The following is a 24,871-nucleotide window of genomic DNA, read 5'->3' on the forward strand; positions in this document are numbered from 1 at the left end:
GGACATGAAAAAACCACTGAAAAAGCTTCAGTGGTTTTAGGCTTTGGTTTTTTTGAAAATTAGAATGAAAGCTTCACTTTCCCAATGGATTCTATCCTTGCCTTGGCCGCTTCCATCGCAGCACGCTGGGCGGATATCTGCTCTTTTTCGGATTTGTCCAAAATACTTAGACAGGTGTCATAAATCTTTTCGGTGAGTCCATAGACCGTTTCTCTATGGTAATCTCCGAGGTATTCTGCACCTACATTGATTACTCCACCAGCATTGATCAGAAAATCCGGAGCGTAGACAATTCCGCGTTCAAGAAGTTCCATTCCGTGCTTTTCTTCATCTTTTAGCTGATTATTAGCCGCACCGGCAATTACAGCACATTTTAATCTTCCGATGGTGTCATCGTTTATTGTAGCTCCAAGGGCGCAGGGAGCATAAATATCCATCTCCACATCATAGATCAAATTAGGGTCAACCACAGTCGCGCCTGTTTTCTTGGCTATGGCCTGTAGTCTATCCTCAAAAATGTCTGTGATCAGCACATTAGCGTTCTCTTTTACTAGATAGTCGATCAGATATTTCCCTACCTGACCTACACCTTGCACTCCAATCGTTTTTCCTTCGAGAGAGTCATTTCCATAGGCTTTTTTTGCTGCCGCCTTCATTCCCATGTAGGTGCCGTAGGCAGTAACCGGAGATGGGTCTCCGCTTCCTCCTTTGATCTCTGGAAGACCTGTGACGTGCCGAGTCTCCATGGCAATATATTCCATGTCTGCGGTATTCATATTTACATCCTCCGCAGTCACGTAGCGACCAGCTAATCCATTAATGAATTTTCCAAAACGCCTTAAATAGGCTTCACTCTTCATTTGAGGATTACCGATAATTACCGCTTTTCCACCTCCTAGATTGAGTCCGGCGAGGGCGTTTTTGAAAGTCATGCCCCTAGAAAGTCTCAGCACATCGGTGATGGCCTCTGCTTCAGAAGCGTAAGACCACATTCTGGTACCGCCTAGAGCTGGTCCCAATGTAGTATTGTGGATTCCTACCAAGGCTTTTAAACCAGTGGCTTCGTCATAGCAAACCACCAATTGTTCGTGTTCCATTTTGGTTATTTGACCAAAAATAGATCCTTGGTGTATAGTTTCGGTTGCTTTCGTGTCGAGCATTTGAACTTCCCTTTTTAGAATGTGTTATATTTGGGTCTGTTCCATCGTGGAACAAGGCGCTACAAAATTAAATACTTTTTATCGCCTTTAAAAGATCAAGGTACATAGTTCGTAGTAACTTATTTCTCAAAATTAAAGTTTTTATTTGGTGAAGCCACTTTGGAGATTAAACAAGTATTTGTACAAATATAAGGGGTTGCTCCTCCTAGGGATATTATTTACTGTTATCTCAAATATTTTCGTAATTATTCCTGCCCAGTTGGTCAGACTGGCCATAGATTATGTGGTGGAGAGTAAGACCTTTTTTCAGCCTTTATCTACCGGCGGAATGGGAGACGAGGCTCGAGATGTATTCTTGGGTTATGTGGTGATTTTTGGAGTTTTGATTCTGGTGATGGCCTTGCTGAGAGGTTTTTTTCTTTTTCTCATCCGACAGACGATCATTATCATGTCTCGACGCGTGGAGTATGACTTGAAAAATGAAATCTTCTACCACTATCAAAATTTACCCCTCAGTTTTTATAGAAAAAATAGCACTGGAGATTTAATGGCGAGGATTACCGAAGATGTGAGTCGGGTGAGAATGTACCTCGGTCCAGCCATTATGTACGGCATTAATTTATTGATCCTGTTCCCTCTGGTGATTTCTTACATGATCTCTGTGAATCCCACGTTGACCCTTTATTCACTATTGCCGCTTCCGGTGCTCTCCTTGAGTATTTATTTCGTGAATAATTTGATCAATGAAAGATCGGAGAAGATTCAGCGGAGTTTATCCTCTTTGAGTACCTACGTTCAAGAGGCCTTTTCTGGAATCCGAGTGTTGAAAGCCTTTGTGAGAGAAGAAGACAGTGCTAGAGATTTTGATACAGCCAGTGAAGATTATAAAGTAAAGTCCATTAATCTCACCAAAGTCAATGCTCTGTTTTTCCCTCTGATTATGGCCCTTGTCGGGATTTCCACAATCATTACTGTGTATGTGGGAGGAATGCAAGTCATTAATGGACAGATCGGGTACGGGGTGATTGCGGAGTTTATTTTGTACGTAAATATGCTCACCTGGCCTGTGACTTCATTGGGATGGGTGACGAGTATCATTCAGCGTGCAGCGGCTTCTCAGGCGAGGATTAACGAGTTTCTCGATGAGAAAAATGATATCCTGAGCAAAGAAAACCTAGAGATCGAAATCGATGGCCTAGTGAAGGTCACTGACCTTAGCTTCACTTATCCAGATTCAGGTGTTAAGGCCTTAGATAAAGTATCTTTCGAGATAGGGAAGGGGCAAACATTGGGAATTATTGGTACCACTGGATCAGGTAAGTCCACCATAGCCAACCTCCTTATGAGGATGTATGATCCCGATTCAGGACAAATTCAGATTGATAATGAAAATATTGAGAGGTACTCGATCTCGAGCTTGAGAAGGCAAATCGGATACGTGCCTCAAGATGTTTTTCTTTTTTCCGATAGCATTGGAAATAATATTGCTTTTGGCTTGGAGTCGGCGGATGATGAACTCATTGAGCAGGCAGCCAAGGATGCTGATGTCTATCAGAATATTGTAGATTTTCCAAAGGGTTTTGATACCATGCTTGGAGAGCGTGGGATCACGCTTTCTGGAGGTCAAAAGCAGCGAGTTTCTATCGCCCGTGCTATTGCCAAGGAACCAAAAATTTTAATTCTGGACGATTGCCTTTCCGCCGTAGATACAAAAACTGAGAATGTGATTTTAAATGCTCTGAAACGAATTATGGAAAATCGGACCTCCATCATTATTTCACATCGGGTGTCCTCAGCTAAACTAGCGGATCACATCATTGTCTTGGATGACGGCAGAATTTTGGAGCAAGGGAATCATGATTCTCTAATGAATCGAAAAGGGGTCTATGCTGAGCTTTATGAAAAGCAGACTCAGTCCAACGAATCCATGGATGACTCCTTGATTTAAGAATCGAATTAGCAGGCCTTTATTTTTTTGAGTATCTTATCCTAGCTAAACCAAAAAAATATGAAAGACCAAAAATCGAAAATAAGTGATATTGAGGAAGTGCTTCAAGAGATTGGTGATAAGATTGAAGAACTAATTGCAAAAGGTGGTGAGGCCGGTAAAGAAGCTAAAGAGGAAATCGAAAAGAAAATATCTGAGCTTAAGGAAAACAAGACCACCCTGGAGGCGGAACTAAAGAAAGGGAAGGAATTACTTGAGAAGGAGTTTAAAGAGCGAAAAGAAGAGTTAGATCCTAAGCTTCAAGAGTCCAAGGGCCATCTCCTCGAGGGGTTCAAACAAATTGGATTGGCAATAAAAGCCTTATTCACGAAATAATTGAAGACACAAAAAAAAGCCCGCAGAGTAATCTGCGGGCTTTTTTTGTTTATTTCTCACTGAGGACTTTACATCGATCGTAGGCGGGATCCAAGTCGATGAATATGTCCTCTTTAGCGGTTAAAAACCATTCACCGAGAAGCTCATCTTCTTTGGCCCTTAAGGTGGCGGCTTTCATCTTTTCATAGTCATCGTTCAGATTGGCTCGATGAGCTGGATACTTAGATTGATAATAAAGAATCCGGAGTTGGGTTCCTTCTCTAGGGGATTCAAAACGAATCGGTTTGGTAATCTGACCTACAGACATGGAATCCAGTGTAAAATAGAGTACAGGATCTTCTAGCGTTCTCAAGGTAAGACGATTTGATCCATTGTTTGGGTCGGTAAAAAATCCACCATTATCTGAAGTATTTCTATCGTCTGAATACTCTTTAGCTGCCTTGGCGAATTCAATATTTCCCTTTTCGATCTCTGTTTTAAGGCTATCCAAATATCTTTCAGCACGCATTAAGTCCGCTTCTGAAGGACTAGGAATTCGTAGAATATGTCTTGTGTTGTATGAGGATCCTCGGATTTCCAAAAGCTGGATCATATGAAATCCAAAGTCCGTTTCAACGGGATCACTGATTTCACCTTGTCTCAGGCCCAATGCTGTGGCTTCGTATTCAGGAGCAAGTTCACCCCTTCTAAAGAAGCCAAGGTCACCACCTTGAGCACCAGACCCTGGGTCTTCAGAGAATCGTCTTGCTAGGTCCGCAAAATCTGCTTTACCATCTAAAATATCTGCTTTGAATTGTTTGAGCTGAGCTATGATATCATCCTTGATCTGAGAGCTTACTTCTGGCTTTTTCACGATCTGGCCCACAGTTACTTCTGCAGAGAAGAAAGGCAAAGAGTCGGATGGAATACGCTCAAAAAATTCGCGAACCTCATTGGGTGAAACACTTAGACCCTCAGTGATTTTTCCTCTCATCCGCTGAACGATTAATTGCTCTCGGATTACTTCTGTGATTTCTGATTTTAATTGGTCGGAAGTTTTCCCATAAACCTCGATCAAAGTACTCTCATCTCCGCCAAACTGCTGCATCACCATATTGAATCGCTGGTCTGCTTGAAGCATTACCTCGGCATCCGATACGATCACCGAATCTATTTCAGCTTTGGCAACCATTAGCTTGTTAATCATCAAAGATTCAAAAACCTCGCATCTAGTCGGCGGCTCGATACCTTGTTGGGACTGTGCAATAGCTTCGATATAGGTTTTTTGAACATCTGATTCGAGCAAAATATAATTATCCACCTTGGCCACAATCTTGTCAAGTACTTGTCCTGTTGGATTGGTTTCTTGGCCGTATGCTTTTCCTTGAAAGATAAAAAGGACAGCTAGGGCGATAAATTGAGTTAGTTTTTTCATTTTAATTGATCCCATTTGGGATGGGTAATATTGGTATTTAAACTTATTGGTTGAGGGCAATGAAGGTTTCTTCTTTGGCTTCTTCATCAATGACAACAGAATACTTCGATCTCAATCTTTGTATGAGTGCTTGATCTAGACTTTCCTGATAATCTCGGATGACCAGACCTCGTGTCTCGCTAAAATCTTTAGGGCCTGCAGGAATCACTTCGCCTAAAAGGATGAGATGTAAATGGCCATTGGCTTCGATTTCCTGATATTTTTCGGAAAGATTAGCTTGGGATAATATGGGATGATCTTTTATTTCCATCAAGCCATAGCTGGTCTGGAATGCCAGAGGATTTGCACTTTCTATATCATTTTTAAATGCACTGGAAAGATCTGGATTCAGTTCCTTACCAGAAACAAAATTTTTCGCGGTATTTGCCTGGGAGATGTCCAAGACTTTTATCAAAAAGGCTTCTACACGGTCGTTCCACTGATAGTCTTGAAGATTTTTTTGGTAGTATGCTCGCTGTCCAAGTGAATCCATGATTCCCTTTTGCCAAACTTCTTGGTTCATCAAGGAGAAAAGTAAGATCCCGTCGCGATATTCATTCAATGTCATTTGATACTCCTTGTTGTTTCGAAGGAGATCTTGATCTTCTGCTTTATTCAAACTCGTAGCCACAAATGCGGTATACCAGGTGTCGAAATTATTCTGATCCACTCCAGGAATACGTTCTTTTTGGGAAACAAATGCTAGGAAATCTGAGCCCGTAAATCTGGATTCACCAATAGCAAACAGTTCATTGGTAGTTAATCCAGCCTCCTCCATAGCATCTGCATACGTCGCTACAGTTTTAGCCTTGAGGGCTGTCTCAAGGCTCATGACGTTTCCATCATTCTCTTGAAAATTATATCTGGACTTTTGTATTGCCATTACCTGAGATTCGATCAAGGAGGACCTAGACGCACGAAGGATTTTGGATCGAAGACTTTTCTCCATGTTGTCAAAGGATTCTAGCGGACGCTTTCCTTCTAGTCTCAAAATATGATAGCCATATTGAGTTTTTACTGGAGGTGAGATCTCACCTTCTTCAGTTAATGAAAAGGCGGTCATCTCAAACTCAGGAATCATAGATCCTACTGAAAACCAAGGAAGTGCACCACCTTTTTGATTGGTTGCAAGGTCCTCTGAGTAGTTTTTTACGATTTCATCCCAGAAAGTAGACTCTTTCTGAATCTCCTGATAGACGTCTGCCACTTTGCGCTTGGCAATATCCTCCCCATTGGGATTATCAGGATCTATTCGGACCAAAAGATGAGAAACTTTCACCTGACCGGGATTCGGTCTGCGATCCATCAATTGAATAATGTGATATCCGAAACTTGTAAGCACCGGGGATGAAATTTCACCTGGCTGCATATTGTACACTGCATCTTCAAAAGGGGGAACCATCTGAAGTGAGGTGAAATATCCCAAGTCTCCTTTGTTCATTTTTGCGGAAGGATCATCAGAGTATTCCACGGCAAGCTCATTGATATTTCCTCCAGAGGCTATTTCATCTCGCACCTTCAAAGCCATTCTGAGTACAATAAGACTGTCCTCTTTGCTAGCATTGGGTGGAAATTGAAATAGAATGTGACTGGCTCTGATCACCTCCTGAAGTCTGGAATAAGCTTTTCTCAATTCGCCTTCCTCCAGAGAGTTTTTGATCAGGAAAGGAGCTTTGAGGGTTTCTTGAAATGTGGAAAATTCAGAAATGAACTCTTCCGTCTGGTCCAGATTCAGCGCCTCAGCCTCTTTTACCTTCAATTTATAATTGATAAATCGCTCTAGATTTTCTTCAAACTCCTCTCGTGACAGTCCTCCTTGGGCAGGATTGTCTGATTGCCCTTTTGAAAGGAGATAAACGAGTTCGGATTTATCTACTGGTTCCCCACCGATGGTCATGAGCTGATCCGATTGCAAAGCCGCTAGGCTATTGCTTTGAATAGCTACCAAAGTAAAAGTGAAAACGATAAATGAGGCTAATCTGAAAGAAAAGACCATGGTTGAATGTCGCGTTTAGAGTCGCAATTTTACAAATTTATCAAGAATAAAAGGGAATCTGCCTTAGCTTCTGGCTTTTAACATGAATTAGGATGAAATCTTTTTGGTCAATCGACAGGTATTTGTACTGCCATTGCTTATAAATTCGATTTTATCCATGATTTTTTTGATCAAAATAATTCCCAGCCCACCTTTCCGTTTGGCATCCATCACCGTTTGTAAATCTGGTACCTGGTACTCCAAAAGATTGAAGGCATTGCCATCGTCTATAATTTCAAAAGTAATGGCTTGAGTCGATTTAATCACATCCACGGTAATATGCTCAGTAGCATCACAGTTATGGGAATGAATGATCAAATTGGCACACACTTCCTCCACTGCCAAAGTGAGCTGCAGCTGTAAGGCATCGGAAATTCCGGTCTCCTGCAGTTCCATTTGTATAAACTTTCTGAGCTCAGCGAGCGAAGAGGTTTGGCAATATAGCTTCAATGCATGTGACATCTTTAGGCAGAAGTAGCAGCAGTTTTATCTGGATAAATAGGAATGAGCTGGTCTAATCCTAGAATTTTGAATACTTCAAAGACCCGAGTATTCAGTCCATATATTTTAAATGAAATGTTTCCTTCCTTAAAATCTTCTAGATAAGACATGAAAACACCCAGTCCGGCTGAAGAGATATATTCTAGTTTCTCCCCATCCACCAATATATGTTTATGACCTGAGCGGAATGCTTTCTGCATCGCTTCGTCTAGTTCAACGGAGTTGCTGGCATCTATTTCTCCCGAGATCTGAAGGAGCTGGCTTTGGTTTTCCTCTATTGTAATGATTTCAAGCATAGTATTTTAATTTAACTCTGAAACTTGGCTACCATAATCGAGTAGTCATCGTCAATGAGTCCGTCTCCTTCCACAAAATCGTGAAGGGAATCAATTATTTTCTTTTGAATTTCTTTAGGGTCTAATTGATGGTAAACTTCCAAAAGGCTTCTGATTCGTTCATAACCGAATTCTTGCCCTCTTTTGTTTTTTGCTTCTACGATTCCATCAGTGAACAACACTAGCACATCTCCTTCACGGTATGTTAGAGTCTTCTCTTCAACGTGATTCGCATATTGCTTGTTTCTTAAAATTCCCAAACCTAGTCCGTCAATACCTAAATACTCAGACTTGTTATTTGATTGATTAAAGAATAGGGTGGGGACATGACCTGCTCGGGCATGGCAAATGGTTTGCTTTGTGGTGTTGATTACAAAAATGGAGGCGGTGATGAAGTGATTTCTTTCCAGGCAACTACTCAAGGCAGTATTTGCCCGGATCATAAATTCAGATGGGCTCAAGTTGAGCTGAATGAGACTCTGGAAAATTCCCTTCATCTGTGCCATATGAAAAGCCGCCGAGGTACCCTTGCCAGAGACATCACCGATGATCAATACAAAGCGATCATCGTCGAGTTGGTAGGTGTCGTAGTAGTCGCCTCCCACTTCATCTGCCGTATTTGAAAATGCGCAAATGTTGAATTTATCGTTATGCGCTAATTCAGTTGGAAGTAGCGCTTTCTGAACTCTTTGCGCAATTTTCAACTCTTCCTGATAGCGCTCATTGCGAATGGCTTGATTGAGTAGCCGATGGTTTTCGACTGAAATGGTCGCCTGTCGAACAAATGTGGAAATGATGGAAATCATTTCTTTATTGAATCCATCTCGTACCTCTTTCAGTAAGACCATGCGGCCTATGGCTGCTTTGTTGAGAACTAGAGGAACCAAAAGCGCTGACTCAAATTTAGGATGGTCAATACGCAGGTTTAGCGGCTCTAATTGTTCCAATGGACCGTCCTCTGCCCATTTTTGGGCAGTTTTATTTTGTTCAATTAGGGTTGAGATTTCGGCCTGAACTTCATGATCCAAAAACCGCTCCTGCAGGACTTGATCGGTTTGGGTTGTGTTTTTTGATAGTTCCAGCCACGCTCCATCTGAAAAAGAAGCACTCATACAGGAGTCCATTAGAATGTCGAGAACCTTCTCCTCGTTTTCATCCGGCTGAATTGACTGGCTCAGCCGCTGAAAGCTGATGGCTTCTGTAAGCTTTTGCTCAAAAACCGATGAGGTGGGTAGGTTGAAAAGGGTAACCAAAAAGCCAAAAAGTGCATAAGTGAAAATAAAGCCGAAAAGGGCTACCAAGAATAAATTGTCCGTCAAATTGACTTGAAACTCGCTTCGATCCGAAAAGGACAAAACTTGGGTAAAAAGGTAGGCGCAACTGAAGATGATTATGGCAAGAAAAAGTAAGGATTTCCATTTTTCCTTAAAAGTGAGGTAAGGAATCCATTTGAGATTGATAGAGAGCACAATCCCAAAGCCGATCAATAATACCATTCCAAAGAGGAAGCTGTAATCGAGTGTGTTTTGATTGAAAAAAATGAAAAACATAGCAATAAGCAATGCAAATTCATATGCCTGCCATTGCTTCACCACGCGTTTGGTACGTTGATAAAGAATTAGATTTTTCCAAAGTAGAGTGGCAGAGATGAGGAAAACCGATGTCAACGCAAAGTTGATGTGGTAGAAAAAATTCTTAAGAAAGGGCTCTGATGCCAGTTTGCTATCGCCTAGGCTAGAATAAAAAAGGGTGACAAGAAGAGAAAAACCAGTTGCAAAAATCCCGGTGGAGGCTGCACGCCAGATGAGCCCAAGAAAGTTTATCTGGTTTCCTTTGTTGATGGAATAGTTATAAAAACTATAAACGCATACAAAAAATAAAATTTCTAAAACCCAAGTGAATTCATCGCGGATTCCTGACTCGAGTTCGTTGATAATCCCAAAAACGCGCACCAAATCCACGAAAAGCAAGGCCAGCCACACCAAAATGGCTAGTAGCACGCTCAATTTTCCGGGATTTATTTTTAAAATTTTCAACATAAATGCGCAGCACAATAATACTTAATATCGATCAATTGATGATGCTGAAAATAGAAAGGGGGAGTGCCGCTTTGGTTAAAAAACGCAAAGATAAGTTTAAAAAAACGCGAGATCCTGGACCAAATCTGCTCCAAATTTTGCCTCAATCAGATCCAAAACCTTTTGTTTGCTCATTTGGAGCTCTTTCTTGATTGGGCCGGAACTGACCTTCACAAAGAGCTTTTTATCTTTGATATAAAGCGGATTGGTACGACTAGCGATAGTATGTCCCACCAAATCAGGCCACATCTGAATCAAGGCTTTTTCTTGAAATTTATCCTCTAGTCGATACGTTTGGAGCAATTCTTTGAACGCTTCCTCCAGAGGAGTAGCATCTTTTTTTCTGCTTGATGAGGAAAATCTTTGCATGGCTAATCGATAAATAAAGAAGCTGCAATGCTGTCTGCTAAAAGTTTGCCGCTCTTGCTCAAAGATAGGCTATTTTCTTTCCAGATCAGCCAGCCCATTTGCTTCATTTGCTCAAGCACTGCAGATTTTTCTTTACCAATGTCCACACCAAAAGTGTCTCGAACAAAGTCTAGATCTGCCCCCCAGATCGTTCTCAAGCTTGTCAGCAGGTATTCATTAAGCTTTTCGCTAGGAGTTAGCGGGTCGATTTCAAAGGGGATTCGATTATCTTGAATGGCCTTGACATAGTGAATATTATTCCTTGGGTTAGCTCCCCGATCCTTCCCGTCAAAGGAATGGGCAGACGGCCCTACTCCCAAATAAGGGATTTGCTTCCAGTAGTTAGAGTTGTGTAAAGAAAACTTCCCCTCTAGGGCAAAATTTGAAATTTCATATTGAACATAGCCTTTCGCCTCAGTCATGGATTGAAGAATTTCAAATTCTTCAGCTACAAAATCCTCCGACGGCTCTTCAAACTTTCCCTTTGCGGTCCAATTTCCTAAGGCGGTTTTGGGCTCCACGGTTAAAGCGTAGCAGGATAAATGTCCCGGATTCATTGCTAGGGCTGAGCTCAAGTCCTCCTCCCATTGTCTGTGTGTTTTGCTTGGAAATCCGTAAATCAAATCCAGATTAAATTTATCGAAGCCGGCATTTCGGGCTAAGTCAATCGCTTGAAGAGATTCCTCAGCGGTATGAGCTCTATTGTAAAAAGCCAGTAGTTCCGGCTGGAAACTTTGGATCCCCAAGGACAATCGATCTATCCCCATGGCCTTCCAACTACTCAGGTTTTCTGTATTCAAATCATCTGGATTAGCCTCGAGAGTGACTTCTTTCCATTGGCAATTGTAATGTTTGACAATGCTGGCTAAAATCAGATCAATCTGTTGGGGCGATAGAATCGATGGACTGCCTCCACCAAAGTAGACGGTTTCGATGGTTTGTCCAGCCAAGTAATTTTTTCTTAGCTCAAGTTCTTTGCATATGGCAATAACCATGGACTCGGCGCCAGAAAGTTGTGTAGAAAAGTGAAAATCGCAGTAATGACAAGCCTGCTTACAAAATGGGATATGAATATAGATGCCTGCCAAGTGGATTTCCTTTATTTTGCAAATATAACGCATCGCTCCGAGTCTGAACTTTCTAATTAAAATACCACTCTTTTTCCTGTGCTTTTTAGGAGCATTATCCGTTCGTGGACAAAATACTTTTGTGTTGAATTGGAGCATTCGGGATGGAGTGACTCCGGATTCCGCCAGGTCATTTGTGTCTAAAGATGCACTAGCAGCGTATATGGATTCGGTCTTGCTCGCTCAGCAAAGAATAGGGTATTTATCTGCATTTTGGGAAAGCGAGACAAGAATGGACTCCACCAAGGCCGTTTTGGATTTAGGTCCGCAGATCGAAAAAGTAAGTATTGAGACGGGGAATTTGCCACTCAACTATTTGAAAGAGCTTGGTCAAGCCCCTGTTAGCTACCAGGCATATGATAATTGGGTGAAGGAAGTTTTATCCCTTGCGGAAAATGATGGATTTCCATTCGCGAATATTCAGCTCACTGATCTACAGAGAGCAGGGGATAGCCTGCGTGGTGTGGTAGATTTTGATCCTGGACCTTTAATTACTTGGGATAGTTTGAAGGTGGTGGGCGATTCAAGAACCTCGGCTAGGTATTTACAAAATCTCAGTCTCCTCAATCCGGGCGAAGCTTTTTCTCAAAAGGAATTTGAAAAGGCGACCAGGCAAATTTCGAGATCACCTTATTTCAGATTGGCCAGTGAACCACAGATCGCATTCCAGCAGCGAAAGGCTCAACCCATTTTTGAGCTTCGAGATCGAAATAGCAATGTTTTGGATGGGATTATTGGGATTTTGCCCAATGAAAATGAACCCGGTAAGGTTCTGATTACAGGGCAGCTAGATCTCGAACTGTACCACCTTGGCGGAAAGGGAAGAGACATTGCACTGCATTGGCAAAGACTGAATATTCAAACCCAAAGTCTAGACTTGAGCTATCATGAGTCATTTTTGTTTGGATCACCAATCAGTGCTTCCCTTGGCTTTAGTTTGCTCAAGCAGGATAGCACCTTTTTGAATCGCTTTTTTGATCTCAATTTCGGATATCGTCCAAGCCGTGATTTGAATCTTTCCTTTTTCACCAAGCGTCAGTCCAGTGATTTGATTTTCACGGCCGATTTTTCAGAGATCACAGTTTTACCTGAAGTGGCAGATTATAGATGGAATCAGTACGGGCTAGCTCTTGATTGGAATGCTTTGGATTCTCCAGAACTTCCAAGAAATGGTGTGAGAGTGCGGACTAAATTTGCAGCCGGGAATAAGCGAATTGTGGAAAACACGGCTTTTCCGGAAAATATTTACAATGATATAGAATTGAATACCCCTCAGTATTCTTTGCAAGCCTCTGTAGAAAAACATCTCTTCATCAAGCCTGCTTGGGGCATGTGGATCCATGGTTCTCTTGGGTTTATTGAAAATCAAAATCTTTTGCTCAATGATCTTTTTCGGATTGGTGGTCTAAAAACAATCCGAGGTTTTAATGAAAACTTCTTTTATGCACGTAGTTTTGCTTTTGTAAATTTTGAACAACGGTTTTTCTTTGGTGAAAGATCATTTCTAATGGTCTTTGGTGATGCGGGATTTGTTGAAAATCCTTTTGCGGAGCAAACTCAAGATTTTCCTGTTTCAGTCGGAACGGGCATTACGCTAGATACTGGAAATGGTTTGTTTAAGTTTATACTTGGAGTGGGTTCGGCAAATGAGCAACCCTTCTCCTTTACCTATTCAAGAATTCATTTTGGCTATGTAGCCAGATTTTAAGATGAGAAGAAAACTGATCCTTGTACTTTTTACCTGCCTTTTTGTTGTCCCTGCAGCAATGAGTCAAGTACTCCAAGACTATTCGGATAGCTTTGCCAAGCTTGGGTCTGATTCTTGGATAAATACCGAGGATCGATATGAGGTGGTATTGGATCTGAAAAATTTCCCCATGTCACGTGTGTTGATGAGGATCCCTGGACCAGCTACGGTTTTCGCTAATGAAAATGTATGGTTTTTGGCTGAAAAGGACAGTAGTCTTAGCATCCCGCTTGTAGAATTAAGAGGAATGTTTCCCGCAGATTCCCTTCGACTGATGTTTGTGGCCAACCCGTTTAGAATAGAGGAATTGGAAGTTAAAAAAACCTTGGTGGGAAATGTGAATTCAGTCAGGATGCGCTCAGCGGAAGAAACGGTAAGACAGGGGCTGTTGAAAGGAAAGGTGAATAATTTATTTTATACTGGCTTGCTTATTATTTTATTTCTTACCGCACTTTATCGAATGGCCTACCCATTTTTGTTCGCCTCAATGACACGACCACTGTCGCTGATCAATGCGGAGGATTTTTCCCAAAGTGGGTCCCTTCAGAAGTTTTTTTCCTTTGATATTCTATTGTATTTATTGATTATCAATTTGGCCCTCGGCCTGTTGGCAAGCATGGGCTTAGTGTTATTTCGGGAGGTGTGGGTTTCCGATTGGATTGGCTTTGACTTTGTCAATTTATTGGGCTTGTGGGCCCTGATGTCCTTAGCTTTTTTCGGCTTGATGGTAATTAAGTTTCTGGGTATTCGAATTGTGGCCTATTTGTTTGATTTGGGGAAAATAGCTTTCTCCCATTTTTTTTACCTGCTTCGATTACTTGTGATAGGTAGTGGGATTTCTCTGCTTCTCTTGGCGTATTTTCTGGTGAATGATTTTCTTTTTGCCTCAGAGGCACTGGGCTATTTACTACAAGGAATATTTTGGATGTACCTTCTGGCAGTTTCCATTCTATTTATCATTATGATCAATCGTTTCAGCTTTAAGAAATATCATTTATTTACTTACCTTTGCATCGCAGAAATGGTACCCTTTCTGATCTTTGCGAAGATGATCATGAATTTGGGTCAGTAAAATAAAGGAAGCTAAACTACAATTGAAGAATGAGCCTTTCGAATAAAGATAGATTGAAACCTGTAAAGAGTATTCTAGTATCACAGCCCAAACCTTCAAATCCCAACTCACCTTATCTCCAACTCGCTGAGAAGTATAATCTGAAAATTGATTTCAGACAGTTTATCCGAGTAGAGCCAGTTCCGGCCAAGGAGTTCAGAAAGCAAAAAATTGATATCTTAAAGCATACCGCTGTAATTTTTACCTCGCGTAATGCTATTGATCATTTCTTTGCGATTTGTAAAGAATTTAAAATCGAAATGCCTGCCGATATGAAATACTTTTGTATTTCGGATCAGACTGCACATTATCTCCAAAAGTACATAGTTATCAGAAAGCGAAAGCTTTTTGTCGGCCATAAGACTGCACAGGATTTATTTGATTTCTTCAAAAAGCATAAATCTGAAAAATATCTTTTCCCTTGCTCAGATATTCGCAAAGGGGATATTCCAGATTACATGGAGAAGAATAATATCGAATTTACGGAGGCCATCATCTATCACACACTTGCCGACGATCTATCCGACTTGGCGGATGTGAAGTATGATATTTTGGCCTTTTTCAGCCCCTCTGGGCTAACTTCCTTAATGCAAAATTTCCCAGATTTTGTACAAGGCGCCACTAGAATTGCCACTTTCGGCCCTACCACAAGCAAAGCCGCTGAAGATTTAGGGATGATTTTGGACATTGAGGCGCCTCTGCCAAATGCTCCAAGTATGACCGGAGCCCTAGAGCTTTACATTAAGAAGGCAAATAATTTGTAATTCTGGAATCAAAATGTGTTGTTTTCCAGTTTAAATCAATATCATTCGATTAGAAAACAAAAACAACCTCAAATGAATCAAGAAGGAGCCTTTCTTCTTTTTTTTAAAAAAGCAATTTTTTTGGTCTTCCTTCTTGGGTTCAGCCATTTCGCTTGGAGTCAACAGGATGCTCAATTTACGCAATACATGTACAATGGCATGTATTACAATCCTGCCTTTGCTGGTAAGGATGGGGGGCTAAGATTCTCTGCGCTGCATCGTTCGCAGTGGCTCAACTACACTACAAACTCGGGTACGGGTGGGGCTCCAGTGACACAATTGCTTACTGCTCAAAATAACATCGCTGGGAAAAATATTGGTTATGGCTTGACTGTGGTCAATGATCAAATAGGCGCCACAGGTAATTTGGAAGTAAATTTACAAGGAGCATACCATAAGAAAATTAATCGAGGAACTCTAAGTTTTGGTGTGTATGCTGGAATGTTTTCCAGTTCTTTAGATTATGGTGAATTGATTGTAGTAAATCCTGAGCCTAATCTGCCTACCTCTGGCAAAGAAAGTCAGATCAATTTCAACTTTGGAGCTGGAATATTGCTGGATAAGAGGAGCTTTTACTTGGGCCTAAGTAGCAGACATTTAAATGAACCGGCCTTCGACTTTGGGGATGGATCATTTGACAATCAATTGAAAAATCATAGCTATGCCTTATTTGGATATAGGTTTAGACCTGTCGGATCGCTGACCATTGAGCCTAGTCTTTTGATTAAATCGGTAAGCTTCAATAATTTTTCTTACGATGTAAGCGTTATTGCTACGCATCAGAACAAAATCAGTGGTGGGGTTGCATTTAGAGGGGAGGAATCCATTTCCCTTATTTTAGGCTATTCGCTATTGAGAGATAACTCGCTACGACTAGGGTATGCTTTCGATTTAGTGATAGGAGGGTTGGAGGCCAAGTCGCCTACTAGTCATGAGTTGATGTTGCGGTATGTTTTGCCAGATATCACTAAACAAATAGACCGAGTGATACAACGGACTCCACGGTTCAGATTTTAATCTGATAGAAAAAACATCATTTAATTGCGAGTTTTAAAGGAAAATCAATTTCTTTAAAATTGGCAAGTTATTTGCATTATTGAGCCAAATTCAGCTAAATTTCGCATCTGACATAGACAAAAGTCATTATCAGAATTTGATACGATCAAAAACGTCATTTATGTATACAAAAATGAACAATCGCATTTTGCCAGTAATTTTGGGTCTGGCGATTGCGACACTTTTACCCGGTTGTGGCCTTTTTAACAAAAAAGGTTCGGCCAGTGAAAAGGCCAACAGAAGAGGAGAAGTGACAGGTGTTCCCAAGCGAACTGCTTGGCAGCAAAACCTTCCAGTTGAGATGGTACCTGTTAAAGCAGGAACATTTTGGATGGGTCAATCTGATGAGGACATTGCCTTTACGCAATCCTCGATGAATAAGCAGATCACTATTTCCGAATTTTTCATGGACAAGTACGAAGTGTCCAACAACAAGTATCGTCAGTTTTTAGAGGCGGTGGCTAGCGGGCAGTTAGAAACTGGCACTCCAACGACATTAAAAGAACCGCCGACTTTCAATTTGGATGAGTTGAAACCAGATACCACGGTGTGGTCAACTAGTTTCAGTTATCATTATGGAGACCCTTTAATGGAATTCTACTTTGATCATCCTGCATTTGATAATTATCCAGTTGTTGGTATTTCTTGGGATCAAGCCAAACAATATTGCGAATGGAGAACCTATCATCAAAACGCGAATGATGAGGCTGACTTTGACGCGCCTAAATTTAGACTTCCATCTGAGGCAGAATGGGAATATGCTGCCAAGGGAGGTAAGGATGTTGCCAAATACCCTTGGGGTGGACCATACTTGAAAAACAAAAGAGGTTGCCTAATGGCAAACTTCAAGCCTGGAAGAGGAAATTATATCGACGACGGATTTGCTTACACAGCTCCAGTAGATGTTTTTGCTCCAAATGGTTTCGGACTATATAATATGTCTGGAAATGTCGCTGAGTGGGTGCTTGACGCATATTCCACAACATCCAGAAGTTTGACCTGGGATTTGGATCCAGTTTATGATGATCCTAATGAACCAAGAAAAGTAGTACGTGGTGGTTCTTGGAAGGACATCGCACATTACTTAGAGACTAGTACTAGAACCTACGAATACGAAGACGTAGCTCAGGCTCATATCGGATTCCGTACCGTAATGACATTCATCGGTAGATCAGGTTCCATGGACGTGAAGTCCTCAAGAAGAAGAAAACGCTAATAAAAATAACCCCTAACACCTTATAATTTAATTTTCCACATGGCTAGTAACAGCAATTCTTTTAAAGCAAAATTTTATGGCAATGTGATGCCAAAAATTTATGGTATCGGTGCTTCTATCGTAATCCTTGGTGCAATGTTCAAGATTTTGGATTGGGCTGGAGGTAATCTTATGATTGGTATCGGTTTGACCACTGAAGCGATCATTTTCTTTTTATCTGCTTTCGAACCCAAGCAAGAGGAAGTGGATTGGTCAAAAGTTTATCCAGAACTAGCCGGTGAAAGTCCTGCAGAGAGAAAAACAAAAGCTTCTAGTGATAATTTAAGCCAGAAATTGGATGACATGCTAGCTAAAGCTAAGGTTGGTCCTGAATTGATCGAAAGCTTGGGCAAGGGAATGCAAAACTTGGCCTCCTCTGCGGAGAAAATGGGGAATCTTTCCGATGCAGCAGTAGCGACCAATGAATATGCAGCCAATGTAAAAACTGCAGCAAAGACTCTTGTAGACATGAATGCTTCCTACAGCAAGACAGCAGCGGCATTGACAGAAATGTCTTCAGCATCTCAGGATGCAAAAGAGTATCACAACCAAGTACAGACGGTTACTAAGAATCTTTCTGCACTTAATGCAGTATATGAGCTAGAGCTTCAGGATGCTAATAGCCATGTGAAAACACTTAATAAGTTCTACTCAAATATGACCGCCGCAATGGAAGGTTTATCTGAGGCAGGAAAAGAAACGGAAGCTTTCAAAAATGAGCTTTCTAAATTAAATCAAAACGTAAGTTCTTTGAATAAAATCTATGGCGGAATGCTTTCTGCTATGAAAGGTTAATCTCAATTCACTGTTCAAACAAACTCTAAGAAAAAGAAATGGCAGGAGCAAAAGAGACACCACGGCAGAGGATGATCGGCATGATGTATCTGGTGCTTACCGCGCTTTTGGCGCTGCAGGTAAGTAATCAGATTCTTCAGAAGTTCGTACTTATCAATGATGGGATGGAGCGTACCTCAAGAAACTTCATTACGAAGAATGAGGCTACAGTTGAGTCCATCCAATATACTGTAGAGCAACAAGGCAATAACGAAAAGGATGTTCCAAAGGTCGGAGCAGCAGAAGAAGTTCGCCAAGCAACTCGTGAGATCTACCAGTATCTTGAAACCCTGAAAGAAGACTTGATCGTGCAGTCAAATGCTAAAAACGATGAAGGGAACTTCGTAAATGCAAACCTCAAAAACACTGAGGTTACAGGGAATATGTTCAATAACAACGGCAAGGGCGAGGAAATGAAGCAAATGCTAAATTCATATCCTGGAACTATTGAGGGTATACTTACTGGTGTAGGTATCACTAACCTAAAATTCCAGCCCATTGCAAAGGATGCGTCAGAAATTCCACTTTTTGCTAACGATAGCGAGGTACGAAACAAAGACTTTGTTTCTCTGAATTTTGTAAAGTCTCCAGTTGGTGCTGTTCTGGCTTTGCTTTCTCAATACCAGAATGAGGTATTGAATATTGAGAGTGAGTCATTGTCGGCCATTGCAAATACCATTGGTACCTTCTATTTCAAGGCAGATATTGTGGAAGCTCGAATTGCGGCGACATCAAATGTTGTGGCTGCAGGGACCAAGTTTGAAGGTGATATGTTTATCGCTTCAAGTTCATCCGCTTCAGCACCAACTATGACCATTGACGGTAGAGCAGTTCCTGTTGAAAACGGATTTGGTAAAATTGAATTCACAGCCACTCCTGCTAGTCAGTATGACGACAGAGGTTTGGCCAAAAGAGTGATTAAAGGAGAAATCTCTACGAATGTAGGCGGAGAAGACAAAGTATTACCTGTAGAGTACGAATACTATGTGGCTCAGCCAGTGATTAAGGTTTCTTCTGAAGTTGTTCAGCAGCTGTATGCCGATTGTGCTAATGAGCTTCTAATCGAAGTCCCAGCGTTAGGTAATACTTATTCGCCTGATTTTGCAGTAAGTAATGGACAGTCGATCAAGGGAAATAAGCCAGGTCAATTGACTGTGGTTCCTGGTGCATCAGGTAAAGTAACGATTGGTGTAAGCAGTGGAGGCAATAAAATTGGAGATGTAACGTATGATATTAAGCCGGTTCCTGAGCCTTCTTTGGTTCCAGTTCTTGGTAATGGATCAGCTGTAGACCTCAGCCAATCTCAAGCGATAGGTTCAATGACTGGATTGAAAATTAATGCTGTCCCTGAGCCTACTTTCGGCAGAACGATGGCGAAAGATGCCAAATTTGATGTTACAGGAGGCGAAGTGAGACTGTTAAGAAATGACGTGCCTCGGCAGACTATTCAAATCTCTGACGGAAACAACTTGGCTATGCGTCAGCTTATGGAAAGCGCGCGTGCAGGTGATGATATCGTTATTGTGGTTAATCAAGTGACCAGAACAAATTTCAGAGGGAATAGAATTCCTTCTACTTTGAATCGAGTGATTCGAATTGGTGTGAAGTAATTTTCACCCAGGCAAAAGAATAAATGATTATGAAAAAGATCCTTCAATATTTCATCCTTACCCTAGTGGTGGCGAGTGCAAGCCTAGGCTTTGAGTCCCATGCTCAGGTCGCTACGAGTGTCAATCCATCTGGTTTTGGGGATCGACAGTTTGATATGGATACCATCTTTTCGGCAAGGAGAATCCGTGAAGATGATAAAATGTATCAGATTGCTGTTTGGAGAAGAATTGATCTGAGAGAGAAGTATAATCTTTCACTGTACGGTTCTGGAGATAGTAAAAGAAACGGGATCATCAATTTTATTTACAAGGCAGTTGTAGATGAAAATGCTCTTGAAGTCTTTGGTGATGATGAGTTCACTACTCCTTTGTCCATTGCTGAGTTCCAGGAAAATTTCTGGTTAAATGCAGTTGGGGATAGTATTTTCGTGAAGCAGCTTTACTACTTGGACTTCAGAGAAGACTTTGTTTTTGATAAGCATCATTCAGATATGGTGTTTGATATCAAATATATCGAGCTGGTAATGCCTTCTGCAACCAATTCAAATGCAGGACAAAAGACCATAGCATATATTCGATACAAAGATTTCTACAATTACTTCAAGGATCATCCAGAGGCTCGTTGGATCAATTTCCAAAACTTGTCTCAAAGCCTGACCTATGACAAAGCTTTCGATACAAGATTATTTAGATCGGTCGTTCGTAGGTTTACCAATCCAGATGAGGCCCTTGTGGCAGATATGGTCGACGCTGATCATCCAAATCCGGAAGTTCAAGCTTACATGGATGCTTTGGCCTTTGAGTACAAGCTATTAGAATTTGAAAACACTCTTTGGGAGTGGTAATAAAAAAGGGGCTTAATTAGCCCCTTTATTTTTTTCCATCCAGTCCCAGAGTTGTTCTCCTCTGCTTTTCCCAATTACCGATATAATTTCTGATTTAGGAGCCTCTTTTATTTTCTTCACTGATTTGAAGTGTGACAAAAGTTGATCGGCTGTAGTTTTCCCGATATTGGGAATAGCGGTCAATTCCGTACCGAATGCATTTCGACTTCGAATTTTCCGATGGAAGGTGATTGCAAAGCGGTGTGCTTCGTCTCGAATCCGCTGAATCAATCGCAAACTTTCAGACTTTTTATCAATATGAATAGGATATTGATCTCCCGGGAAATAGATTTCTTCCAATCTTTTAGCTATCCCAATGATTGGCATCTGGCCATAAATCCCAAGTTCCTTTAAGGCCTCTACAGCTGAGGAGAGCTGACCTTTACCCCCATCGATGACTACTAGCTTTGGCATTGGTTTGCCTTCTTCATGAAGCCTTTTATAGCGTCGTCCAACCACTTCTTTCATACTTGCAAAGTCATCGGGTCCAACCACCGTTTTGATGTGGTAGTGACGGTACTCTTTGACAGCAGGCTTGCCATTTAGGAAGCAGACCATACTGGCTACAGGGTTTGTACCTTGAATATTTGAGTTATCGAAACATTCGATATGATCGGGAATTTCAGGCAAACTAAGATCTGATTGTAATTGCCGAATGACTCGATCCTTTTTGTCCTCATTGAGGCCTTTGAGAAGGGCTTTTTCTTTTTTATAATAAAGGGCATTCTTTAGCGATAACTCGATTAGTTTCTTTTTATCACCGATTTTCGGGGTGAAAACATTCAGGCCCTCTATTTCTTCGGAAAGCTCTATGTTTAGCAAAACCTCGTCTGCATCACTTTGAAATTGATCCTGAAGTCGAATCAAAGCGGTCAAAAGTAATTGTTCGTCGGGTTCATCCAAGCGCTTCTTGACTTCTACATTTTTGGAGGTAATCAATGAACCATCCTTTACCCGCATGTAATTTACAAAGCCACTTTTATCATCCGTGACAAGGGTACAGACGTCGAGATTTTTGATACTTGGACTAGCTACCAGTGACTTGGCCTGATATTTTTCTAATAAATCAAGTTTATCTTTTAGTTTTTGGGCAAGCTCGAAATTGAGATTCTCTGCATGATTTTGCATCTCTTGCTTGAAATAGGCTTTTGCCGCCCCCAAGTTTCCGCGCAGGATATGTTTGGCTTGTGCCACATCCTTATTGTAATCCTCCTCTGCTTGCTTCCCTACGCAAGGCCCCTGGCAATTACCGATATGATACTCTAGACAAACTTTATACTTTTCCTCGGCGATTTTATATGGGGATAAATCCAGCTTGCATGTCCGTATGGTAAAGAGCTCTCGGATCAGATCCAAAACGTTGTTCATTGCCTTGACACTGGCGAAAGGACCAAAATATGTTCCTCTCTTTGGGATCATCCTGCGCGTTTGAAAAATCCTCGGGAAATTCTCCTTGGTGACCAATAAGTAAGGATAGGTCTTATCATCCCGCAGGAGAATATTGTACTTGGGCTGAGACTTTTTGATTAAGTTATTTTCCAGCAATAGGGCATCCAACTCAGTATTGACCATGGTGATTTCGATCTTGCGGATCTCTTTTATCATGCGTCTAGTCTTTAAGTTGACGCCAGTGTTTTTGTTGAAATAGCTACTGACCCTTTTTCGGAGATTTTTAGCTTTCCCTACGTAGATCAGCGCCATCTCTTCATTAAAGTACTTATAGACCCCGGGTTGTTCCGGGAGCTTTAAGTAATCTTCTGGTAAAAATGAGGAGGACTCCATGGTATAAAAATAAAAAAAACAGCCAAAGGGTTCGGCTGTTCTTCAGTTTATGAAAATTCTAATTTAGAAGTCATTTTTATCCGCATCATAGTCAAAGTCTGCAAATCGCTGACTCTCTTGCTCGTAAAGGTCGCAATCGATCTCAATACTCAATGGTCGCTCGGGTCGTGGGAATGGACCCTTGGTGTATCCAAGGCTTTGATCTGCATAGACCTTGGTCATATACTTCACCCAAATTGGTCTAGCCGTTCGTCCACCTTGACCTTCGATCCAGCTTCTGAAGTGTATGGCGCGGTCATCGCCGCCAACCCAAGTGCCGGATACCAAGTCTTTGCTTACTCCCATATACCATCCATCAGATGCATTTTGGGTAGTTCCGGTTTTACCGCCTAGCTCATTTCCCTCGCGAAGATCATATGGTACTCCTTGGCTCGTTCCTCCGCCTTCCTCAAAGCCTCCTCGAAGCATGTACAGCATTAAGTAGGCATGTTCTTCGCTCATCGCAGGCCGCTTCCGTGGGGTAAACTGCTGGATCACGTTACCATTTTTATCTTCAATCCGATCAATATAAAATGGAGTAGTGTGTTCCCCTTTATTAACGAAAGTTCCAAATGCACCCACCATTTCAAAAATGGATACATCATTCACTCCCAAAGCCAAAGAAGGCACTTCTTCCAAATCACTGGTTACTCCAAGGCGCTTGGCTGTTTCTACAACGATCTTTGGACTTAATTTCTTCATCATATAAGCAGTGATGGAATTCACGGATTGAGCCATGGCCTTTCGAATGGTCATTTTTTCATAAGTGAATTTCCCATCGGCATTTGCGGGTGACCAAGCGGGCTGCCCCGGAATATAAACTTCTACTGGCTGATCCACCACACTATAGCATGGACTATATCCATTTTCTATCGCGGCAGCATAGACAAAAGGCTTGAATGTGGACCCCGGTTGACGTTTGCCACGAAGTACGTGATCAAATTTGAAATACTTATGATCAATACCTCCAACCCATGCCTTGATGTGACCTGTTTCGGGATCCATACTCATAAAGCCAGCTTGAAGTAGTTTTTTATAGTAGCGCAAGGAGTCCATGGTACTCATAAGGGTATCGATTTCTCCTTCCCAAGAGAATATTTTCATACGTTTTTTCTCATTGAGTTTTACCTCAATGGAATCGGTATCATTCCCGTATCTTACCTTTAAAAGTCGGTAGGCTTCAGTACGTTTTACAGCGTTTTCGATAAAGTTTGGGATCACCCGATTGTCGTTGTCCACCCAAGGGTCTCGATCGCGCATTTCCTTATAAAACTTCTCTTGAAGCTCAGACATGTGCTCATTTACTGCCTCTTCGGCATAGCGTTGCATGCGGCTATCTACGGTGGTGTAGATTTTCAATCCATCACCAAAAAGATCATAACTGGATCCGTCGGACTTTAGATTTTCCTTGGTCCACTGAAGTAAATCTGCTTTAATGATTTCGCGCAAATAGGTGGCCAGGCCTTGGTTTTGATTGGCTACTATGTAATTCAGCTCAATGGGTAAGCGGGAAAGTGAGTCAAAAGCAGTTTCTGTGATATAGCCATTGTTTCTCATTTGACCCAAGACAGTATTTCTTCTGCGAAGTGAATTCTCAGGATTGTATACTGGGCTATAGTAGGTTGGAGCTTTAAAAAGACCGACCAAAACGGCCGATTCTTGGATTTCCAGTTCATCGGGATCTTTGCCAAAAAAAGTATTGGCAGCAGTCTTGATACCGTATGCGTTCGAACCAAACTCAGAGGTGTTCAAATACAAAGTCAGGATCTCGTTCTTGGTGTAGGCTTTTTCGAGCTGCGTCGCAACGATCCATTCCTTGGTTTTGATGATGAGCATTCTCAGTCCAGGGATTGAACTCAATGCACCTTGCGACTCTGCAGTTCTAGTTTTGAAAAGGTTTTTAGCAGTTTGCTGACTGAGGGTTGATCCTCCTCCGGCATCCTGTCCCAATAAAATTGATTTCACAAATACTCGAGCCATTGCTTTGAAGTCAATCCCCGAATGTTCTTCAAATCGGATGTCCTCCGTAGCAATGAGTGCGTCCACTAAGTTTGGAGCTAGTTCTTCGTAAGTAACCGGGGATCTATTTTCTCTGAAGTAAGTTCCTAAAAGTAGCCCATCAGAAGAGTAAAGCTCGGAAGCCAACTCACTATCAGGATTTTCCAAGGCTTTAAAATCGGGCAAGGCTCCAAAAAGGCCCAAGAAATTGGTGCTCACCATCCAAACAAACAGAATAAAGCCAAAAACTCCGGCGATGAATGCGATCCAAAGAAATTTGATGGTTGATTTTGCCCAGCTTGCTTTTTGGGGTTTGGTATTTTTACTCATGT

Annotated in this window: 20 protein-coding genes; 10 read left to right on the forward strand and 10 right to left on the reverse strand. The window is 41.6% G+C overall.

The genetic code is table 11. The features are described 5' to 3' along the window. Positions 1-59: 59 nt before the first annotated feature. Entirely contained in the window at positions 60-1,160 is a 1,101-nt protein-coding gene (locus tag ACFOSV_RS02170; protein WP_377902933.1) for a Glu/Leu/Phe/Val family dehydrogenase, read from the reverse strand. Positions 1,161-1,308: 148 nt separating this feature from the next. Here ACFOSV_RS02170 and ACFOSV_RS02175 point away from each other — a divergent pair, with 148 nt between their 5' ends. After that, positions 1,309-3,108 carry an ABC transporter ATP-binding protein gene (locus ACFOSV_RS02175; RefSeq protein ID WP_377902935.1) on the forward strand — a complete coding sequence of 600 codons (1,800 nt, stop codon included), beginning with the start codon at positions 1,309-1,311 and terminating at the stop codon, positions 3,106-3,108. A 60-nt stretch (positions 3,109-3,168) separates the two neighbouring features. Next, a complete protein-coding gene (locus ACFOSV_RS02180) occupies positions 3,169-3,483 on the forward strand; it encodes a hypothetical protein (RefSeq protein ID WP_377902937.1) in 315 nt (104 codons plus the stop codon). A 49-nt stretch (positions 3,484-3,532) separates the two neighbouring features. Here ACFOSV_RS02180 and ACFOSV_RS02185 read toward each other — a convergent pair whose 3' ends face one another. From ACFOSV_RS02185 to hemW, 7 genes are all read right to left on the reverse strand, one after another. Beyond that, a complete protein-coding gene (locus tag ACFOSV_RS02185; protein WP_377902939.1) occupies positions 3,533-4,897 on the reverse strand; it encodes a peptidylprolyl isomerase in 1,365 nt (454 codons plus the stop codon). 43 nt (positions 4,898-4,940) lie between these two features. Further along, positions 4,941-6,932, reverse strand: a complete 1,992-nt coding sequence (locus ACFOSV_RS02190) for a peptidylprolyl isomerase (protein WP_377902941.1) — start codon at positions 6,930-6,932, stop codon at positions 4,941-4,943. Positions 6,933-7,019: 87 nt separating this feature from the next. Next, entirely contained in the window at positions 7,020-7,433 is a 414-nt protein-coding gene (locus tag ACFOSV_RS02195) for an ATP-binding protein (protein ID WP_377902943.1), read from the reverse strand. A 2-nt stretch (positions 7,434-7,435) separates the two neighbouring features. Then, the gene (locus tag ACFOSV_RS02200) at positions 7,436-7,768 is read right to left on the reverse strand and encodes an STAS domain-containing protein (RefSeq protein WP_377902945.1); all 333 of its coding nucleotides are present in this window, start codon (positions 7,766-7,768) and stop codon (positions 7,436-7,438) included. An 11-nt stretch (positions 7,769-7,779) separates the two neighbouring features. Next, the gene (locus ACFOSV_RS02205) at positions 7,780-9,846 is read right to left on the reverse strand and encodes a GAF domain-containing SpoIIE family protein phosphatase (protein WP_377902947.1); all 2,067 of its coding nucleotides are present in this window, start codon (positions 9,844-9,846) and stop codon (positions 7,780-7,782) included. A 96-nt stretch (positions 9,847-9,942) separates the two neighbouring features. Continuing rightward, positions 9,943-10,254 carry a DUF721 domain-containing protein gene (locus ACFOSV_RS02210; RefSeq protein ID WP_377902949.1) on the reverse strand — a complete coding sequence of 104 codons (312 nt, stop codon included), beginning with the start codon at positions 10,252-10,254 and terminating at the stop codon, positions 9,943-9,945. Positions 10,255-10,256: 2 nt separating this feature from the next. Further along, positions 10,257-11,414 carry a radical SAM family heme chaperone HemW gene (hemW, locus tag ACFOSV_RS02215; RefSeq protein ID WP_377902951.1) on the reverse strand — a complete coding sequence of 386 codons (1,158 nt, stop codon included), beginning with the start codon at positions 11,412-11,414 and terminating at the stop codon, positions 10,257-10,259. 91 nt (positions 11,415-11,505) lie between these two features. Here hemW and ACFOSV_RS02220 point away from each other — a divergent pair, with 91 nt between their 5' ends. The 8 genes from ACFOSV_RS02220 (at position 11,506) to porN (ending at position 20,681) form a co-directional block, all read left to right on the forward strand. Continuing rightward, positions 11,506-13,128, forward strand: a complete 1,623-nt coding sequence (locus ACFOSV_RS02220) for a BamA/TamA family outer membrane protein (RefSeq protein WP_377902953.1) — start codon at positions 11,506-11,508, stop codon at positions 13,126-13,128. Between the two features lies 1 nt (position 13,129). After that, on the forward strand, positions 13,130-14,239 hold the full coding sequence (locus ACFOSV_RS02225; protein ID WP_377902955.1) for a DUF4271 domain-containing protein: 1,110 nt from the start codon (positions 13,130-13,132) through the stop codon (positions 14,237-14,239). A gap of 29 nt (positions 14,240-14,268) precedes the next feature. Continuing rightward, positions 14,269-15,042: a uroporphyrinogen-III synthase gene (locus ACFOSV_RS02230; RefSeq protein ID WP_377902957.1), complete on the forward strand. Its 774-nt coding sequence runs from the start codon at positions 14,269-14,271 to the stop codon at positions 15,040-15,042. A 72-nt stretch (positions 15,043-15,114) separates the two neighbouring features. After that, positions 15,115-16,098: a PorP/SprF family type IX secretion system membrane protein gene (locus ACFOSV_RS02235; RefSeq protein ID WP_377902959.1), complete on the forward strand. Its 984-nt coding sequence runs from the start codon at positions 15,115-15,117 to the stop codon at positions 16,096-16,098. A 160-nt stretch (positions 16,099-16,258) separates the two neighbouring features. After that, positions 16,259-17,353: a T9SS ring complex lipoprotein PorK/GldK gene (gene porK, locus ACFOSV_RS02240; RefSeq protein WP_377902961.1), complete on the forward strand. Its 1,095-nt coding sequence runs from the start codon at positions 16,259-16,261 to the stop codon at positions 17,351-17,353. Positions 17,354-17,392: 39 nt separating this feature from the next. Beyond that, positions 17,393-18,187, forward strand: a complete 795-nt coding sequence (porL, locus tag ACFOSV_RS02245; RefSeq protein ID WP_449224149.1) for a type IX secretion system motor protein PorL/GldL — start codon at positions 17,393-17,395, stop codon at positions 18,185-18,187. A gap of 38 nt (positions 18,188-18,225) precedes the next feature. Beyond that, a complete protein-coding gene (gene porM, locus ACFOSV_RS02250) occupies positions 18,226-19,836 on the forward strand; it encodes a type IX secretion system motor protein PorM/GldM (protein WP_377902965.1) in 1,611 nt (536 codons plus the stop codon). A gap of 29 nt (positions 19,837-19,865) precedes the next feature. Continuing rightward, positions 19,866-20,681 carry a type IX secretion system ring subunit PorN/GldN gene (porN, locus tag ACFOSV_RS02255; protein WP_377902967.1) on the forward strand — a complete coding sequence of 272 codons (816 nt, stop codon included), beginning with the start codon at positions 19,866-19,868 and terminating at the stop codon, positions 20,679-20,681. A 12-nt stretch (positions 20,682-20,693) separates the two neighbouring features. Here porN and uvrC read toward each other — a convergent pair whose 3' ends face one another. Both uvrC and ACFOSV_RS02265 read right to left on the reverse strand, forming a co-directional pair. Then, on the reverse strand, positions 20,694-22,502 hold the full coding sequence (uvrC, locus tag ACFOSV_RS02260; protein WP_377902969.1) for an excinuclease ABC subunit UvrC: 1,809 nt from the start codon (positions 22,500-22,502) through the stop codon (positions 20,694-20,696). A 63-nt stretch (positions 22,503-22,565) separates the two neighbouring features. Beyond that, positions 22,566-24,869: a penicillin-binding protein 1A gene (locus ACFOSV_RS02265; protein ID WP_377902971.1), complete on the reverse strand. Its 2,304-nt coding sequence runs from the start codon at positions 24,867-24,869 to the stop codon at positions 22,566-22,568. Between the last annotated feature and the right edge of the window lie 2 nt (positions 24,870-24,871).

It is taken from the genome of Algoriphagus namhaensis, assembly GCF_042649705.1.
GTDB classification, from domain to species: Bacteria; Bacteroidota; Bacteroidia; order Cytophagales; family Cyclobacteriaceae; genus Algoriphagus; species Algoriphagus namhaensis.

Bases quoted from the DNA above. Each gene is read 5' to 3' on its own strand.
- ACFOSV_RS02190 (WP_377902941.1), bottom strand. From the start codon at position 6,932: ATGGTCTTTTCTTTCAGATTAGCCTCATTTATCGTTTTCACTTTTACT.
- ACFOSV_RS02195 (WP_377902943.1), bottom strand. From the start codon at position 7,433: ATGTCACATGCATTGAAGCTATATTGCCAAACCTCTTCGCTCGCTGAG.
- ACFOSV_RS02210 (WP_377902949.1), bottom strand. From the start codon at position 10,254: ATGCAAAGATTTTCCTCATCAAGCAGAAAAAAAGATGCTACTCCTCTG.
- porL (WP_449224149.1), top strand. From the start codon at position 17,393: ATGGCTAGTAACAGCAATTCTTTTAAAGCAAAATTTTATGGCAATGTG.
- ACFOSV_RS02200 (WP_377902945.1), bottom strand. From the start codon at position 7,768: ATGCTTGAAATCATTACAATAGAGGAAAACCAAAGCCAGCTCCTTCAG.
- ACFOSV_RS02170 (WP_377902933.1), bottom strand. From the start codon at position 1,160: ATGCTCGACACGAAAGCAACCGAAACTATACACCAAGGATCTATTTTT.
- ACFOSV_RS02235 (WP_377902959.1), top strand. From the start codon at position 15,115: ATGAATCAAGAAGGAGCCTTTCTTCTTTTTTTTAAAAAAGCAATTTTT.
- porK (WP_377902961.1), top strand. From the start codon at position 16,259: ATGTATACAAAAATGAACAATCGCATTTTGCCAGTAATTTTGGGTCTG.
- uvrC (WP_377902969.1), bottom strand. From the start codon at position 22,502: ATGGAGTCCTCCTCATTTTTACCAGAAGATTACTTAAAGCTCCCGGAA.
- ACFOSV_RS02205 (WP_377902947.1), bottom strand. From the start codon at position 9,846: ATGTTGAAAATTTTAAAAATAAATCCCGGAAAATTGAGCGTGCTACTA.
- ACFOSV_RS02185 (WP_377902939.1), bottom strand. From the start codon at position 4,897: ATGAAAAAACTAACTCAATTTATCGCCCTAGCTGTCCTTTTTATCTTT.
- ACFOSV_RS02265 (WP_377902971.1), bottom strand. From the start codon at position 24,869: ATGAGTAAAAATACCAAACCCCAAAAAGCAAGCTGGGCAAAATCAACC.
- ACFOSV_RS02225 (WP_377902955.1), top strand. From the start codon at position 13,130: ATGAGAAGAAAACTGATCCTTGTACTTTTTACCTGCCTTTTTGTTGTC.
- hemW (WP_377902951.1), bottom strand. From the start codon at position 11,414: ATGCGTTATATTTGCAAAATAAAGGAAATCCACTTGGCAGGCATCTAT.
- ACFOSV_RS02230 (WP_377902957.1), top strand. From the start codon at position 14,269: ATGAGCCTTTCGAATAAAGATAGATTGAAACCTGTAAAGAGTATTCTA.
- porN (WP_377902967.1), top strand. From the start codon at position 19,866: ATGAAAAAGATCCTTCAATATTTCATCCTTACCCTAGTGGTGGCGAGT.
- ACFOSV_RS02180 (WP_377902937.1), top strand. From the start codon at position 3,169: ATGAAAGACCAAAAATCGAAAATAAGTGATATTGAGGAAGTGCTTCAA.
- porM (WP_377902965.1), top strand. From the start codon at position 18,226: ATGGCAGGAGCAAAAGAGACACCACGGCAGAGGATGATCGGCATGATG.